A 19583-nucleotide genomic window follows, 5' to 3' on the forward strand; every position below is an offset into this window, starting at 1 on the left:
TTCGCTCTAAGCTGCTGTTCCGTCTGAACAGTGATTGCAGAAGGTATGGCCTCGTTCATACCGGGTGCGTGCAGCATTCACACATGCACCCGGATGGACGATTGCCGTCCGCTTCAAGGATTTACTTGACTTGAGAGGGAGATGATCAGAATGGCATTTGAAAAAGAAATAGATTTTTGGAGATTGAAACTCGATGCTGAAGATACTCCTACGACCTTGCCTTACACGAACACCCCAAGCAGCGAAGCGACACCGTATTATTCTACTTCCGTTACATTACCTTCCGACATTTCGGAACGGATTATCCAACTTTCCAAAGGGGCTCATCAAGCAGCTTTTATGATCCTGCTGGGCACGATTCAGTGCCTGCTGTACAAATATACGAACGAACAGCGCGTTGTTATTGGTATGCCTATCGTACGCAAAGCCGGTGAAAAGAGACTCCCGATTAACCAAGTCGTGATTTTAAAGGAAGACATCCATGAAGAGCTTACATTCAAATCCTTACTCGCTTCTCTGAAAAAATCATTTACCGATGCGATTCGCCATCAAAATATCCCATTTCGGCTCATGACTGAGCAGATGAACGTGCAGGAAAAGAACGGCTTGCCTGTCGTCAATACGATGGTGGCTCTTAAAAACATACATACCGTTAATTTTATTCAAACGGTCGTTGCCGACATATTATTTCAGTTTGAATTCGAAGATGATCGTCTTTTATTAAACGTCGTTTACAATGAACACGCATTTTCTTCGGAATTTATTGCCCAAATTATTGACCATTTGCAGCGAATGCTGAGCATTTTGGTATTTGAGCCAACTACGAAATTGAGCGACATTCGCCTGCTTTCAGATATTGAGACTTCCCGGCTGCTGGAAGATTTTAATCAGACAGCGACGGATGATCCTCGCGACGGAACCATCCATGAGCTTTTTGAAGAACAAGTTCACCGCACTCCGGATGCAGTTGCTGTTGTGTATGGGCAGCAGCATGTAACCTACAGCGAACTGAATGCCCGCGCGAACAGGCTTGCCCGCACATTGAAGGAGTCCGGCGTTCAGCCGGATCAGCTTGTCGGCATGATGGCGGAGCGGTCGCTTGAGATGATCGTAGGCTTACTGGCCATTATGAAGGCGGGTGGAGCCTATGTGCCGATAGATCCCGAATATCCGTTGGAACGTATTCGTTACATGCTCGAAGATTCGGGAGCTCAAACGCTTATCCTCCAAGGCCATCTTCGCGACCGCATCAATTATGACGGTACGGTTATTGATATCAACGATGCTAACAACTATCAGGAGGACGATCTTGATTTCGCTTCTGTCTCCAATTCGAGCAATTTGGCTTATGTCATTTATACGTCCGGAACGACAGGCAATCCAAAAGGTGTCATGATTGAACATCGAAGCGTAACAAATGCGCTGCAGTGGAGAATTCAAACATACGAGTTAAACTCTTCTGATCGCGTTCTTCAACTATTCTCTTTTTCCTTCGACGGTTTTGTCATGAGTGCCTTCAGTTCCCTTTTGTCTGGTGCCGGCTTATATCTGTTGAAGGAAGAAGAAGCAAAGGATCCGTTGGCTTTACATGATGCTATCCGTCAATCGAACATAACGCATTTCATCTGTGTTCCGAATTTGTACGGAGCATTGCTCAACGTGGCGGATTCTGAATCAGCGTCCACGCTGCGGAAAGTGACACTGGCCGGCGAGGCTGTCAGCAGCGCATTGGTTGCTAGAAGCAAAGAACTGCTGCCCCATGTGGAACTGTTCAATGAATATGGCCCGACAGAGAATAGCGTTGTAACGACATGCGCAAGCGGCTTGGAGAAAGGGCAGGCGATTACGATTGGAACGCCGATCTCGAATGCACGCGTGCTGATTTTGAATCCTTCCGGCGAGCTGCAGCCGATGCAAGTTCCCGGAGAATTATGCATTGCAGGCGTGGGGCTGGCGAGAGGCTACTTGAATCGTCCCGCGCTTACTGCCGAGAAGTTTACGTCCCATCCGTATGCACCAGGCGAACGCATATATCGTACTGGGGATTCTGCCAGATGGCTGCCTGACGGAACGATCGAGTATTTGGGGCGAATCGACCATCAGGTCAAAATCCGCGGCTTCCGAATCGAGCTGGGCGAAATTGAGTCGAGCTTGTTGAAAATAAAAGGCGTAAGAGAAGCGCTTGCGATAGCCCGGCAGGATGGGAACGGACAGCAGATGCTGTGTGCATATATGGTGGCGGAACGTGAGCTTACTGTAAATGAACTAAGGGAGTCACTATCTGCCGAATTGCCGGATTATATGATCCCTTCTCATTTTGTGCAAATGGATCAGTTTCCGCTTACGCCGAGCGGCAAGCTGGATCGCAAGGCATTGCCTGATCCACAAGCCAATATCGCCATCGGCACGGAATACGTTGCTCCCCGCACACCGCTGGAAGAACAGCTTGTACTAATCTGGCAGGAGTCGCTCACTGTCGAGAAAGTTGGCATTAAGGATAATTTCTTTGCACTTGGGGGGCATTCTCTTCGTGCGGCTGCGTTGGTTAGCAAGCTCCACAAAGAGCTGAACGTGAATGTTCCACTGCGGGAGCTGTTCCGCAATCCGACGATCGAGGAACTGGCTCTTCTAATAGAAGGAATGGAGCAGCAGGAATTTAGTGCAATTGAGATCGTTCGCGAAAGCGAGCATTACAAGGTGTCCTCGGCGCAAAAGCGGCTGTTCGTTCTGCAGCAGCTGGAAGGAGCAGAGCAAAGCTACAATATGCCGGGAGCAATGCTGCTGGAGGGGCAGCTTGATCGGGGACGATTTGAAGAGGCCTTCCAAAAACTGATTGCTCGCCATGAGACGCTGCGCACGGGATTCGAGTTGGTTGACGGCGAAACGGTGCAAAAGGTGCATCAGGATGTCAGCTTTGCGGTGGAATATATGCAGGCAAACGGAGACGCGGAAGCAGCGCAGAAATCCCGCGAGTTCATACGTGCGTTTGATTTGAAAACACCGCCGCTGCTGCGGGTCGGCCTAATTGAACTGGAACCGGAACGCCATATCCTACTCTATGACATGCACCATATTATCTCCGACGGCGCGTCTATGGGAATCGTAGTGGAAGAATTCGTTCGTCTCTATGGCGGGGAGGAGCTTCCTCCGCTTCGGATTCAATATAAAGACTATGCGGCTTGGCAGCATTCGGAAGCACAGCAGGCACGAATGAAGCAACAGGAAGCTTATTGGCTGCACACATTTGCCGGCGAGCTGCCGGTATTGGAGCTGCCAACGGATTATGCGCGTCCAGCCGTCCAGAGCTATGAAGGTGAAACGTATGAATTTGAGGTCGACACGAACATTAGCGAAGGTCTGCATCGTCTTGCCGCGAATAGTGGAACGACGTTATACATGGTGCTGTTTGCGGCTTATACAGTGCTGCTGCACAAGTATACAGGCCAAGAAGATATTGTTGTCGGCACGACAAATGCGGGCAGAACACATGATGATTTGCAGCCGCTGATCGGCATGTTCGTGAATACATTAGCAATTCGCAATCACCCTGCTGGGGAAATGCCGTTCCGTGCGTACTTGAATCAAGTGAAGGAGCAGGCGCTATCTGCATTTGAGAATCAAGAATATCCGTTCGAAGAGCTCGTAGAGAAGCTTCGTGTGACAAGAGACATGAGTCGCAACCCGTTATTCGATACGATGTTCTCGCTGCAAAATATGGATAACAAAGATTTCGAGCTTCCTGGTCTTCAATTAAAGCCGTACGCTTTCGAGCATCAGGTCTCAAAATTCGATCTCAGCTTGGACGTAGCGGAAGGAACGGACGGGCTGGCTTGCAGCATCGAATACGCTTCGGCTCTATATACGCGAGATACGATCGTAAGAATGGCTAACCATTTTAGACAGCTGCTTCATTCGATCGCGCAATCACCAGAGCTGCAAATTGCCGAGCTTGGCATGCTGACACAGGAAGAACAAGAACAGATTCGATTCGTGTTCAATAGCGATACGACAACGATTTCGCAAGAACATACAGTCCACCAGCTCTTTGAAGCACAGGTGGAGCTTACTCCAAATCGAATTGCGGTAACGGACGAGAATGAACAATTATCGTACCGTGAGTTGAATGAGAAAGCGAATCGTTTGGCACGAACATTGCGCAAGCACGGTGTTCGGCCTGAACAGCTTGTAGGTATTTTGGCTGATCGTTCTGTGGACATGATCGTGGGGATTATGGCGATTTTGAAAGCCGGAGGCGCTTATGTGCCGATTGATCCGAAATATCCGGAAGAGCGCATTGCCTACATGCTGGAGAATTCGAACTCGAGCGTGCTCGTTTCGCAAAGCCATTTGCAGTCTCGTTCTGCGTTCGGGGGCACTTGGGTGATGCTGGACGAGGAGTCATCCTATACCGAGGATGCTTCCAATCTGGAAATGGTAAATGAACCATCGCATTTGGCTTACGTCATTTATACGTCGGGCACGACAGGCCAACCGAAAGGCGTCATGATTGAGCACAGGCAGCTGGAAGTTCTGTCAAGAGCTTGGGAACAAGAATATCATCTGCGGGAAGAAGGCACAGAAGGCATCCGCTGGATGCAATGGGCAAGCTTCTCGTTCGACGTATTTTCAGGTGATTTGATTCGGGCACTGCTGCACGGCGGCGAGCTGATCCTCTGCCCTGAGGACGCACGCGCGAACCCGGCTGAAATATACGAACTGATTCGAGAACATCGCATTCAAATGTTCGATTGCACGCCGTCTATCGTTATTCCGCTCATGGAATACGTGTATGATAACAAGCTGGACATCAGCAGCTTGAAACTCGCAGTCGTAGGGGCGGACTATTGCCCGCCGGAAGAGTTCCAGAAACTGCTTGATCGTTTCGGCTCTCAGTTCCGCATAATTAACAGCTATGGGGTAACAGAGACATGCATCGATTCCAGTTATTACGAACCGACAACTCGGGACATCCCGAGAGCTTTGCCGATCGGTAAACCGATGCCAGGCGTTACGATGTATATGATGGATAGCCAGCGGAATTTACTTCCGGTTGGGGTCATCGGCGAATTATATATTGGCGGGCCATGCGTGGGCCGCGGATATTGGAATCGGCCAGATTTAACAGAAGAGAAATTCGTCGTCGATCCATTTTATCCAGAACAGCGGCTGTATCGTACCGGAGATCTGGCTCGTTGGATGCCGGATGGAAACATCGAATATTTAGGCCGCATCGACCACCAAGTGAAAATTCGCGGGTATCGCATCGAAATCGGCGAAGTCGAATCCAAGCTCCTGAAGGTGGAGTCCGTGAGAGAAAGCGTCGTCGTAGCGCGTGAGGATCAAAACGGCACGAAAGCACTATGCGCCTATTTCACAGCAGATCGTGAATTGACAGTAAGCGAAATGAGAAACGCTTTGGCGGACGAATTGCCGGCTTATATGATTCCGTCATTTTTCGTTCAATTGGAACGATTGCCGCTTACGCCGAATGGCAAAGTCGACCGCAAGGCGCTCCCGGCTCCGGAAGGCGGTGCGCATACAGGCGTAGAATACGTTGCGCCGCGGACGGAAGCGGAGCAAGCACTCGCCATTGTCTGGCAAACCGTGCTTGGCGTTGAACGAGTCGGCATTTTGGATCACTTCTTTGAGCTTGGTGGCGATTCAATCAAGTCTATTCAAGTCGCGTCCCGTTTGCTACAAGCAGGCTACAAGCTGGAAATTCGCGATTTGTTCAAGTACCCGACGATTGCTCAGCTTGGTTCCCATTTGCAGCAGGCAAGCAAAATTGCGGATCAAGCAGAAGTATCGGGCGAAGTGCCGCTTACTCCGATTCTCAGCTGGTTTTTCGAACAGCAATTCGAAGACCCGCATCATTATAATCAGTCAGTCATGCTATTCAAAAAGCAAGGCTTCGATGAAGCTGCCATTCGCAGCACGCTGCAAGCGGTAACGGTGCATCATGATGCACTTCGCATCGTATTCCGCCGCAACGAACAAGGGGAGTACATGGCCTGGAACCGGGCAATTGAAGAAGGAGAATTGTTCCATCTGGACGTGTTGGATCTGAGAGGAAATGCTTCAGATCGTGGTGAAGATGAGGTTCGCCAAGTTATTGAAACCAAGGCCAATGAGATTCAGAGCGGCTTTGACCTGCATAATGGGCCATTGGTGAGAGCAGGATTGTTCCAAACCGACGAAGGAGACCATCTCCTGATCGTCATGCACCATGGCGTCGTTGACGGAGTATCCTGGCGCATATTGCTGGAGGATATCGCTTCCGGGTATGAGCAGTCCTTGAAGGGCGAGCCAGTCCGTCTGCCATCCAAAACGGACAGCTACCGCACATGGGCAAGCCAGCTTGCCGCATATGCCAATAGCGCAGCAATGGAAGAAGAAAAAGCCGTCTGGGAGCGGATTGAAGCGGATGTAACCGCGATCGCTGCCTTGCCGAAGGATTTCGATGCGGAGATATCCTTGCAACAAGATCGTGCATCCGTCGTCGTAGAATGGAACCGCGAGGAAACGGATCAGCTCTTGAAGCATGTTCACCGGGCTTATAATACGGAAATGAACGACATTCTGCTGGCAGCTCTCGGCATTGCCGTACAAGTATGGAGCGGACATGATCGCGTGTTGGTTACGCTTGAAGGACATGGTCGGGAGAATATTGTGCCGACAGTTGATATATCGCGCACGGTAGGATGGTTCACAAGCGAATATCCATTCCTGCTTGAAAGTGATCCGGACAAAAGCTTATCCTACCGAATCAAGCAAATGAAGGAAAACCTGCGACGCATTCCGAACAAAGGCATCGGGTACGGAATTTATCGTTATTTAGCGGATTCCAGCAATGGTTCTGAGGTTCGTTCAAAAACAGCATTGCGTCCGGAAATCAGCTTCAACTATTTGGGGCAATTCGATCAGGACTTGCAAAATAATGAAATGGAAGTATCACCGTACTCGGGTGGAGCGGAGCTAAGCGCGCGCCACACACGCACGAGTACACTGGATATTAACGGCATGATCTCGGATGGATCTCTTGCCTTGGAAATTAGCTATAGCAGCAAGCAATATCACCGCGACACGATCGAACGGCTGGCTTGCTTGCTTCGGGAAGGACTGCAGGCAATTATCGCGCACTGCATCGCGAAAGATAAGCCTGAGCTGACGCCAAGCGACGTATTGGTGAACGGTCTCGGCATTGAGGATATGGATCGCATCGCGGAGCAGACGAAGGATATCGGGGAAATCGAGAACATTTACACGCTAACTCCGATGCAGAAGGGAATGTGGTTCCATAGCGCCATGGATGGCAAGGCGGGTGCGTATTTCGAGCAGACTCGCTTTACGATACAGGGAGAGCTTGACGTACAATTATTCGCGAATAGTCTTGAAGTGCTTGCCACACGCCATGCAGTACTGCGCACCAACTTCTTCAGCGGCTGGGACGGCGAATTATTGCAGATCGTATATCGGAATAAAAAAATCGAATTCGGCTATGAAGATCTGACCGATTGGCCTGAGCATGAGAAGCAGGATCAAGTTGAAGCAAAGGCGATTGTCGATAAGGAGCGCGGTTTTGATTTGGAGCGCGATGCGCTCATGAGAGTGACGGTGCTGCGAACGAGCGCGAACAGCAGTCACGTCATTTGGAGCTCTCATCATATTCTGATGGACGGCTGGTGCTTGCCGCAGCTGACACAGGAATGGTTCGATACGTATTCGGATTCTGTGCAAGGACGAGCAAGCACCCGGGCAGAGACTGCACCGTACAGTCTATATATCGAATGGCTGTACAAGCAGGATTACAAAGCAGCATCCGCATATTGGCTCGATTATTTGGCAGGTTACGAGCAGCAAACCGTTCTGCCGCAAAAGAAATCAAGCGGACGCAGCGACGTTTATACAGCTGAAAATCTTGTATTTAGTTTAGGTGATGCCTTAACGGCGAAGATGAATCGGGTAGCGAAGCAGCATCAAGTCACACTGAACACGCTAATGCAAACGGTATGGGGCATTATGCTGCAAAAGTACAATGGCACCGGCGATGCCGTGTTCGGGGGCGTCGTATCAGGCAGACCGGCGGAAATTCCGGGAATCGAATCAATGATCGGACTGTTTATCAATACGATTCCGATTCGCGTTGCGTGCGAGGAACACAACAGATTTTCCGATGTGATGAGACAAATTCAGGAGCAGGCGCTGGAGTCAAGCCGATTCGATTATTATCCGCTTTATGAGATCCAGGCGGTAAGCGCGCATAAGCAGGATTTGCTCAACCATATTTTAGTGTTCGAAAATTACCCGATGGAAGAGCAAATGGAGCAGGCTGGAGACGAACAAGGGCAATTGAACATTACAGACGTGCAAGTGGCAGAGCAAACGAACTATGATTTCAATTTCGTTGTTATGCCTGGCGATGATATGATGATTCGCCTCGAATATAATGCCGGCATGTATGAACGGGCAGACATGGAGCGTGTGCGGCATCATCTGATTCATGTACTTGAGCAGGTAACGGCTGATCCGAGTATTGCCATAAGCGAGCTGCGACTGGCAACTGAAGCAGAGAAAGCGGAGCTGATGACGGCATTCAACGATACGGCAGCCGAATATCCTTGCGAACAGACGATTCATCGGATGTTCGAGGAGCAGACGCAGCGGATGCCAGATGCGGCGGCCGTGCTGTTCGGGGACGAGTGCTTAACGTATCGGGAATTGAATGAACGCTCGAACCGACTGGCGAGAACATTGCGGGCGGCCGGTGTCGTACCGGATCAGATCGTCGGCATTATGGCGGAACGTTCGTTGGAGCTGATGGTCGGGATTATGGGGATTCTGAAGGCCGGCGGCGCCTATGTGCCGATTGCGCCGGATTATCCGGAAGATCGCATCCGGTACATGCTGGAGGATTCCGAGGCTCAAGTGCTGCTCGTGCAGGGCAGTGCAGGAGAAGGAATAGACTTTGCGGGACGCGTCATCGATCTGGACGATGCTGGAGCGTACGATGAGGATGCTTCCAATCTAGAAGCGGTCAATAAGCCGACCGATATGGCCTATATTATCTACACGTCAGGCACGACTGGCCGTCCAAAAGGGGTTATGGTCGAGCATACATCGGTCATCAATCGCTTGCTGTGGATGCAGAAGCAGTATCCGATTGGCGCAGAAGACACCATTATGCAGAAGACGGCGATTACGTTTGACGTATCCGTCTGGGAGCTGTTCTGGTGGGCTTTCGTCGGCTCGAAGGTGCTCATGCTTCCAGTTGGCGGAGAGAAGAATCCGGCAGCGATCGTCGAAGCGATCGAGCGTCACGGCATCACGACAATGCACTTCGTGCCGTCTATGCTGCACGCCTTCCTCGAGCATGTGGAGCAGCTGCCTGAAGCAGAGCGCAAGCGCGGCTTGTCGCCGCTGCGGCAGGTATTCACGAGCGGTGAGGCGCTGCTTGTGTCACAGGTAGAACGGTTCTATCGCTACATCGCGCCAGCAAGTGATGCACGTCTGATCAACCTGTACGGACCGACAGAAGCGACAGTGGATGTTACGTACTTCGACTGCGAGCCTGGGCAAGCCTACGTAAGCGTGCCGATCGGCAAGCCGATTGACAATACGCGCATTTATATCGTGAACGGGCATAATCAGGTGCAGCCGATCGGCGTGGCGGGCGAACTGTGCATTGCAGGTGTTGGATTAGCACGAGGATACTGGAACCGTCCGGAGCTGACAGCAGAGAAATTCGTCACAGTATCTTCTGTGGGCGAACGGATGTATAGAACGGGCGACCTGGCACGATGGCTGCCAGACGGCAATATTGAATATTTGGGACGGATCGACCATCAAGTGAAGATCCGCGGATACCGGATTGAGCTGGGCGAACTGGAAACGGCGCTTCTAAATATCGATGCGATTAGAGAGACGGTCGTCGTAGCGCGGGAAGACGAGAGCGGCCAGAAATCGCTGTGCGCTTACTATGTAGCAGACGGTGAGCCAGCAGTGAGCGACTTGAGAGCAGCGCTTGCCGCAGAGCTGCCGAGCTATATGATTCCATCCTACTTCGTACAGCTCGAGCAGATGCCGCTAGCGCCGAATGGCAAGCTGGATCGCAAAGCACTGCCGGCTCCAGAGAGAAGCCTTCAGGTTGGCGCCGAGTATGTTGCGCCGCGTACGGAAGTCGAACAAATGATGGCCTCTGTGTGGCAATCCGTACTAGGGATCGACCGCGTTGGCATAACGGATCACTTCTTCGAGCTAGGCGGAGATTCTATTAAGTCTATTCAAGTAGCGGCAAGGATGCAGCAAGCAGGCTTTAAGCTGGAAATTCGCGATCTGTTCAAATATCCGACTATCGCGCAGGTTCTGCCTTACATGCAGCCGATCAATCGAGTAGCGGATCAAGGAGAAGTATGCGGAGAGTTGCCGATGACGCCGATCCTTCACTGGTTCCAGCATCAGCAGTTCGCGAATCCGCATCATTTCAACCAGTCGATTATGCTGTATCGCAAGGAAGGCTTTGACGCAGAAGCTCTACGCAAGGCGTTACACATGCTAATCCAGCATCACGATGCACTCCGCATCGTTTTCCGTCCGACAGAGCAGGAGTCATATTCACTTTGGAATCGGGCTGTTGCGGAAGGCGAACTCTACGGAATGGAAGTGTTTGATTTAACGGATCATTCAAATGTAGACGATGTAGGCGCAGCTATCGAAGCGAGAGCAGGCGAAATTCATAGCGGCATCGACCTGCAAGCGGGTCCTTTGGTTAAGGCTGGATTGTTCCGAGTCAAGGACGGGGATCATTTGCTTCTCGTTATCCACCATGCGGTCATCGATGGCGTATCCTGGAGAATATTGCTCGAGGATTTGGCGACTGGCTACGAACAGGCAATGAAGAATGAACCGATTCGTCTGCCTATGAAAACAGACAGCTTCCGTACATGGGCAGAACAGCTTGCTCATCATGCGAACAGCGAGGAAATGGAGCAGGAGCATGCATACTGGAATCGTATTGCACAAACGAAATCGACAGCCCTTCCTGCAGATTTCGAAGTCGAAGCTTCCTTGCAGCGGGATAGTGAATCTGTTGTGGTCGAGTGGGATCAGAATGATACGGAGCAGCTTCTGAAGCACGTTCATCGAGCCTATAACACCGATATGAATGATATTTTACTAACAGCGCTGGGCAGATCTCTCATGCAGTGGCGCGGTATGGAACGCGTGCTAATAACGATGGAAGGCCATGGCCGTGAATCCATTTTGAAAGACCTTGACATTACGCGTACTGTCGGCTGGTTTACGACTGAGTATCCGTTTGAGCTGGCAATCGAGCCGGGCAGCAGCCTTGCTTCCCAAATCAAAAAAGTAAAAGAGGACTTGCGCCTCATTCCGAACAAAGGCATCGGTTACGGCTTATCCCGATATTTGACCGATTCAGGCAAGCAAGCCTGGTCTCAGGCGCCTACACCGCAAATTCGCTTCAACTACCTGGGGCAGTTTGATCAGGATTTAAGCAATAACGAGCTAAGCGTATCTCCGTATGCAAGCGGCTCAGACATCAGCGATGAGCAGGAGCGCAAGTATTCACTGGATATTAACGGCGTGATTGCCGACGGACTGTTAACACTCGATTTGAGCTACAGCGCCAAGGAATTCCGCAAAGAGACGATGGAGGAATTGGGAGAACGGCTTAAAGCGTCTCTTAAGGAAATTATCTCTCATTGTACAGCGCAGCAACGGCCGCAATTGACGCCAAGCGATGTTCTATTCAAGGGGCTGAGCGTAGATTGGCTCGATCAGCTTGTGACTCAGATGCAGCATATCGGCGAGATTGAAAATGTATATGCACTAACACCGATGCAAAAGGGAATGTGGTTCCACAGCGCTATGAACGGTCAGACAGGAGCGTATCATGAACAAACGCTGTTTACCCTCGAAGGCAAGCTTGATGGAGAACTCTTCTCCCGCAGCCTGAACGAATTGGCCAAACGGCATGCCGTGCTGCGTACGAACTTCATCAGCGGGCCGCAAGGGGAACCGGTACAAGTTGTGTTCCGGCATAAATCGATTGGATACTCATTCATTGACGTGCGCAGTCTTCATAAAGAGGAACAACAAGCCTATATCAAGGAGACAGCAGGCAATGATCAACTGCGAGGATTCGATCTAGCGCACGATGAGCTTATGCGCGTGTCCGTCATTCAGACGGGCGAATTGACATACCGGGTACTGTGGAGCTCACACCATATTCTGATGGACGGCTGGTGCTTGCCGCAATTGATGCAAGAGCTGTTCGATACGTATTCGGCCTTATTGAATCAGCAGTCACCAGATTCGACGGCAGTGCCCGCGTACAGCCAGTACATTGAATGGCTGGAAAATCAGGATCAAGAAGCGGCGGGGTCATACTGGTCCGCATATTTGGCTGATTACGATCAAGTTACGGTAATCCCACAGGAATCATCTGCAGGAGACAGCGAATCGTACAAGGCTGAGAAATTGAGCCGTGAATTGGATGCTCATCTTAGCGCTTCGATCAGCCGAGCCGCGAGACAGCATCAGGTTACGCTCAACACCTTGCTGCAAGCAGTGTGGGGCGTCATTTTGCAAAAGTACAACGGCACAAATGATGTCGTCTTTGGCAGTGTGGTGTCCGGCAGACCGGCGGAAGTTCCAGGCATCGAAACGATGATTGGCCTGTTTATCAATACGATTCCGATCCGCGTCAATTGTGAGGCAAGCATCAGCTTTGCCGAAGTGATGGAGCAACTGCAAGAGCAAGCGCTGGAATCAGGGAAATTCGATTACTATCCGCTATACGAAATCCAGTCCCGCACCGCGTTAAAGCAAAATGCGATCAGACAAATCATGGTGTTCGAGAACTACCCGATGGACGAGCGGCTGGAGCAGGCGGGCGTCGACGAACAAGGATTGCCATCGATCACGGATGTAGCGGTAGAGGAGCAAACTAATTACGATTTCAACTTGATTGTCGTTCCGGGAGAGCAGCTTTCCATTCGATTTGATTACAACGCCAACCGATTCAAGCGAGCCGATATGGAGCGATTGATGGGTCACCTGATGCATGTGCTTGAGCAAGTTTCCGCCAATCCTCGAGTTGCAATAGAGGAGCTGGAACTGGCGACAGAAGCCGAAAAATTAGAAATGATTCATAGCTTTAACGACACGATTGCGGAATATCCGAGAGATATGACACTGCACCATTTATTTGAGCAGCAGGCGAAGCGAATCCCAGATTCAATTGCTGTATCCTTTGGCACGGCTCAGTTGACATATCACGAACTGAATGAGCAGGCGAACCGTTTGGCACGTACGCTGCGTGCTCAAGGAGTTGGAACGGATAAGCTGGTAGGATTCATGGTCGAGCGCTCGCTGGATATGATCGTAGGCATACTGGCGATCTTGAAGGCAGGGGGCGGATATGTGCCGATTGATCCGGAATACCCGGAAGATCGGATTCGGTACATGCTCAAGGATTCCGGGGCACGCATTATATTGACACAGCAGCGCTTGACAGCGAAACTACCAGATCTGTATCTGAATGCAATTATAGCTGTAGACGATGAGCGATTCTACGATAACGACGGTTCAAATCTTGAATTGGACGGCAGCGCAGAGGATTTGGCGTACGTAATCTATACGTCCGGTACGACAGGCAAGCCGAAGGGCAATCTGACGACGCATCGAAATATTGTGCGTGTAGTGAGGGGCGCTGCGTATATCGGAATAACGGATCGCGATAACGTGCTCCAATTGTCGAGCTACGCCTTTGATGGATCGACATTCGATATATACGGAGCTCTGTTGAATGGAGCCAAGCTCGTTCTCGTTCCACAAGAGACACTACTGGAAGTTCGACAGTTGGCTGAGATGATCGTAAAAGAGAGCATTTCGGTCATGTTCATTACGACGGCGTACTTCAACGTGCTGGTTGATGTTCAAGCTGCATGTCTGCGCAATGTCCGGGCCATTTTGTTCGGGGGCGAGCGGGTATCCGTCAGCCATGTGCGCAAAGCGCTTAGAGAAGTCGGGCCAGGCAAGCTTAAACATGTATACGGGCCAACGGAGAGCACGGTGTTTGCCACCTGCCATAATGTGAACGAAGTTGCAGAAACCGCCGTCACCATTCCGATTGGACAACCGATCAGCAATACGTCGATATATATCGTCGATGCGATCAATAAGCTGCAGCCGGTAGGCGTTGCAGGGGAGTTATGCGTTGCGGGTGACGGACTCGCAAGAGGTTACTTGAACCGGCCTGAGTTAACAGCAGAAAAATTCGTTGATTCCCCATTCGTTCCGGGAGAACGGATGTATCGGACCGGAGACTTGGCGAAATGGCTGCCTGACGGATCCATTGAATATGTAGGACGTATCGACCAACAGGTGAAAATTCGCGGGTATCGAATTGAGCTTGGCGAAATCGAGGCGCAATTGCTGAAGCTGGATGATGTTCAGGAAGGAATCGTTGTTGCACGCGATACCGATGCTGGCGAGAAGCAGCTGTGCGCCTACTATGTAGCAAAGCGCTCATTAGAAGCCAATGGGATCAGAAATGCTATGGGGCAAGTTCTGCCGAGCTATATGCTACCATCGCATTTCATCCAGATGGATCAGCTTCCGCTTACGCCGAACGGCAAGGTAGATCGCAAGGCACTGCCAGCTCCGGAGGATAATCGGAACGACGGTGAACGCATTGCGCCACGGACGCCGCTCGAAGTACAGCTTGCAGGCATCTGGCAGGATGTGCTTGGCTTAGGCAGCGTCAGTGTCACGGATCATTTCTTCGAAGTAGGAGGACATTCTCTGAAGGCGACGATACTGGTGAACCGACTGCATCAGGAACTTAACATCGAACTACCGCTAAAAGACGTGTTCCAATATCCTACACTCGAAGAGATGGCGAACCGGCTCAGCAGTGCAGAGGGAAGCCGTCATGTTCACATACCGGAAGCAGCTTCAAGCATGCATTATCCAGTGTCATCAGCTCAAAAGCGCCTGTATATTCTACATCAGCTCGAAGGAGCCGAACTGAGCTACAATATGCCGAACATGTTGCTGCTTGAAGGGACTTTAGATATTGGGCGATTGGAATCTGCTTTTAAGAAGCTGATTGCACGCCATGAGACGTTGCGGACCGGCTTTGAAATTGTGAACGGTCAGCCTGTGCAGCGCATTCACCCAGAAGCAGATTTCGCAATTGAGCATATTCACGCTAACGAGGAAGATGCGCCGAAATATATGCAGCAATTTGTGCGTGCCTTCCAATTGGAAAAGCCGCCGCTGCTGCGCATCGGGGTAATCGAATTGTCAGCGGAACGCTTTACGCTTATGTTCGATATGCACCATATCATTTCAGACGGAACGTCGATGGGCATTCTTATCAATGAGTTTGTTCGCTTGTACGACGGAGAGGAGCTTCCGCCTCTACGGATTCAATATAAGGATTATGCGGTGTGGCAGCAATCGGAGGCCCAGCAAGCAGCATTGACACAACAGGAGGCTTATTGGCAGAAAGTATTGGGCGGAGAGCTTCCGGTGTTGGAATTGCCGACGGATTTTGTTCGTCCAACTACGCAAAGCTTCCGCGGTAGTTTGCTGCAGTTTGCCCTTGATCCAGTGAAGAGCGCTGGCTTGCGGCAAATTGCAAAGGACAGCGGAACGACAATGTATATGGTGCTTTTGGCCCTGTACATGACAATGCTACACAAGTATTCCGCACAGGAAGACATTATTGTCGGAACGCCAATTGCAGGACGCAACCATGGAGACTTACAGCCACTGATCGGCATGTTCGTCAACACGCTGGCAATACGCAGTTATCCGGCTGCGAGCAAGCCATTCCTGACTTATTTGGGCGAAATAAAAGAAACGACGCTGGGTGCATTCGAGAATCAGAACTATCCGTTTGAGGAAATCGTCGAGCGAGTGCAAGTGATGCGCGACATGAGCCGTAATCCGGTATTCGATACGATGTTTATTTTGCAAAATGCGGAACAAGGTGAAATGAGCATTGACGGAGTGCGACTCCAGCAGGCCCAAAATGAGCATACCGTATCCAAATTCGATTTGACCTTCCAAGCCGAAGAGGATGGTACTGAAATCGTATGCAGCATTGAATTCGCGACAGATTTGTTCAAGCCGAGCACGATTGAGCGAATGGCAAGTCATTTCGAGCAATTGGTTACTGCTGTGATGAATAATCCTCAAGCAAGCCTGTCTGAATTGAAGATGGTAACCGTTGAGGAAGAGAGCCAGTTGCAAAATGGATTTAACAACACTGCAATGGTGGTTCCGAACGACAAAACTATTCACGAGCTGTTCGCGGAACAGGCGGAGCAGACGCCGGATTCCATAGCTGTTGTCTGCGGCAGCAAGCAGTTGACCTACGGGGAACTGAACCGGAAGGCGAACCAGCTTGCCTGGAAGCTGAGGGAGCATGGCGTAACTGCTGAGCAGCCTGTCGGCATCATTGTCGAACGTACGCTGGAGACGGTTGTCGCCGTACTAGCAGTGCTCAAGGCATCCGGCACGTTCGTGCCAATCGATCCGGAATATCCAGAGACGCGTATTCGCTATATGTTGGCGGACAGCGGCGCCAAGCTGGTGCTGGCCCAATCGGCGCTTCCGGGCATCATTCCGGACGAGATTCGTCAGTTGGATGTACGCGATGAATCGCTGTATGCAGGCAGCGGTGAAAATGTCCCGAACGGCAATAAACCGTCTGATCTGCTCTATATCATCTACACGTCGGGAACGACCGGCAATCCGAAAGGGGTTATGTTGGAGCATCGCAACATGGTCAATCTGCTGCATTATCAGCAAAAGGGCACGAATATTCCGATGCCTTCGCGGATTTTGCAATATGCGTCAGGCAGCTTCGACGTATGCTATCAGGAAATGTTCTCTGCCCTGCTGTTCGGCGGAAGTCTGTATATGGTTGACAATGAAATGCGCAAGGATCCGGTACGCTTGTTCCAAGAAATCGAAAAGAATGAAATTGACGTACTCTTTATTCCGGTGGCGTTCCTGAAATTCATCTTCGCTGAGCCGGAGTGGGCCGAAGCGTTCCCGCGCTGTGTTCGCCATATCATTACAGCGGGCGAGCAGCTTGTCGTCACGCCGCAGGTGCAAGCCTGCCTGAAGCGTCTCGGCATTTGCCTGCACAACCATTACGGACCTTCGGAGACTCACGTCGTGACGACCCATACCATGACGCCGGATGCCATCGAGGCCGGTCTGCCGCCAATCGGCAAGCCGATCGCGAATTCAAGCATCTACATTGTGAACGACAGCTTCGAGCTGCAGCCGATAGGTGTGAAGGGCGAGTTGTACGCATCAGGCGCATGTGTTGGTCGCGGATATTGGGGAAGAGCGGATTTGACTGAGGAGAAGTTCCTTGATAACCCGTTCGTACCGGGTGAGCGGTTGTATAAGACCGGAGACGTGGCACGCTGGCTGCCGGACGGCAGCATCGAGTATGTAGGCCGAAGCGACCATCAAGTGAAAATCCGGGGCTTCCGCATCGAGCTTGGTGAGGTGGAATCGCAGCTGCTGCATGTGCCGGCGGTACAAGAGGCGACAGTAATGGCACTGGAGGATCACGCAGGCCAGAAGCAGTTGTGTGCGTATTTCACGGCGGAGCGTCCGTTAACGGCGGGCGAGCTGCGAGCGGCAATGTCGCAGGAGTTGCCGGGTTATATGATCCCGTCCTATTTTGTACAGCTAGAGCGGCTGCCGCTGACACCGAACGGAAAGATCGACCGGCGAGCACTGCCGAAGCCTGAGGGCGGCATCGAAACTGGGGCCGAATACGTTGCGCCGCGCACAGAGACAGAGACGAAGCTTGCTTGCATTTGGCAGGACGTATTGGGGTTGACAAGCGTAGGCGTGAAGGACAACTTCTTCGAGCTTGGCGGTCATTCGCTGCGAGCGACAACGCTCGTAAGCAGACTGTATAAGGAGCTGAACGTCAACTTCCCGCTGCGGGGGGTATTCCGTCATCCGACGATCGAGGAGATGGCCAAGGCGATCTCGCTCATGGATACGGAACTATATGTAGCGATTCCGAACGCCGAGGAGCAAGAATACTATCCGTTATCTTCGGCCCAGCTGCGGCTTTATATTATGAGCCAAATGGAAGGAAGCGAGCTTAGCTACAATATGCCAGGCATGCTGCTGCTTGAAGGAGAGCTGAATCAGGAACAATTCCAGACGGCCTTCCTGAAGCTCATCGCTCGACACGAGACACTCCGTACAGGCTTTGAAATGGTAGATGGCGAGCCGATGCAGCGGATTCACCGCAATACGGAATTTTCCATCGAGCACAGACAGGCCTCTGAGGATGAAATTCCTGACTTAATCGGACAATTCATTCGTCCGTTCGACTTGGAAAAACCGCCATTATTGCGGGTCGGATTGTTCGAAGTAAGCCATGAGCGTCGCATACTGGTGTTTGATATGCACCATATCATTTCGGATGGCGTTTCGATGAGCAATTTGGTTGATGAATTCACTCGGTTGTACGCGAATGAGGAACGGCCGCCGTTACGTATTCAATATAAGGATTATGCAGTATGGCAGCAGTCAGAAGCGAATCTCGAACGGTTCAAGCGGCAGGAAGACTACTGGCTAAGCATGCTAGGTGGAACGTTGCCGGATGCAGAATTGCCAATGGATTACGACAGGCCGACGGTTCGCAGCTTTGAAGGCGAGCAAATCGAATTTGAAATCAATCCGGTCGTGACCCGTCAGTTGAACCAGCTTGCTTCGAATCATGAGTGCACGCTATATATGGTTTTGTTGTCCGCCTATCAGATACTATTGGCGAAATACAGTGGACAGGACGATATTATTGTCGGAACTCCGGTTGCTGGACGCAGTCATGCCGATTTGGAGCCGCTTATCGGAATGTTCGTCAATACACTTGCCATTCGTAATCGTCCGTTAGGCAATAAAACGTTCCAATCCTTCCTTGCTGAGGTGAAGGAGACGACATTAGGAGCGTTTGAGCATCAGGATTATCCGTTCGAGGAATTGGTAGATCGTCTGCATCTGCAATGGGAACCGAGCCGTAATCCACTCTTTGATACGGTGTTCGTCCTGCAGAATACGGAAGAGCGGGGAATCGGAATTGGCGATATAACGATATCTCCATATACGGCAGATGATTCGGTGAGCGCGAAATTTGACCTGACCCTGTCCATGTCCGAAGAAAATGATGCGATTAAGGGCGGATTCCTGTATGCCTCCAAGCTGTTCAAAGCAGCGGGTATCCACAGAATGATGCGGGATTACCTGTCCGTGCTGTCGCAAGTATGCGACAAGCCTCATATTCGAATTCAGGATATTTCAATCAGTGGACAGAGCACGAAGGAGAAGAGCAAGATCGATTCGATCGAGTTCGCGTTCTAGGCGTGTTCGCAATAGGTATAACGGTAAGGTGGCAGCGCCTTACCGTATCTATGGACAATAGCAGTGCTTGTGCTAAGCGTTTCGGCAATTGGGTGCCGAAACGCTGCACGAGTCGCTGGCCAAATTTTTCGTCACGACAATTTGCTTTT

At 51.0% G+C, this 19583-nt stretch carries 1 protein-coding gene; it reads left to right on the forward strand.

All coding sequences use genetic code 11. From position 1 onward, the window contains the following. Positions 1-150: 150 nt before the first annotated feature. Positions 151-19434, forward strand: a complete 19284-nt coding sequence (locus tag ACQ5BJ_RS11735) for a non-ribosomal peptide synthase/polyketide synthase (protein ID WP_430109530.1) — start codon at positions 151-153, stop codon at positions 19432-19434. Positions 19435-19583 lie beyond the last annotated feature (149 nt).

The organism is Paenibacillus sp. B1-35 (assembly GCF_050474385.1).
Lineage (GTDB): Bacteria > Bacillota > Bacilli > Paenibacillales > Paenibacillaceae > Paenibacillus_B > Paenibacillus_B alvei.

Excerpts from the sequence above, each read along its gene's own strand:
- ACQ5BJ_RS11735 (WP_430109530.1), top strand. The coding sequence starts at position 151 with ATGGCATTTGAAAAAGAAATAGATTTTTGGAGATTGAAACTCGATGCT.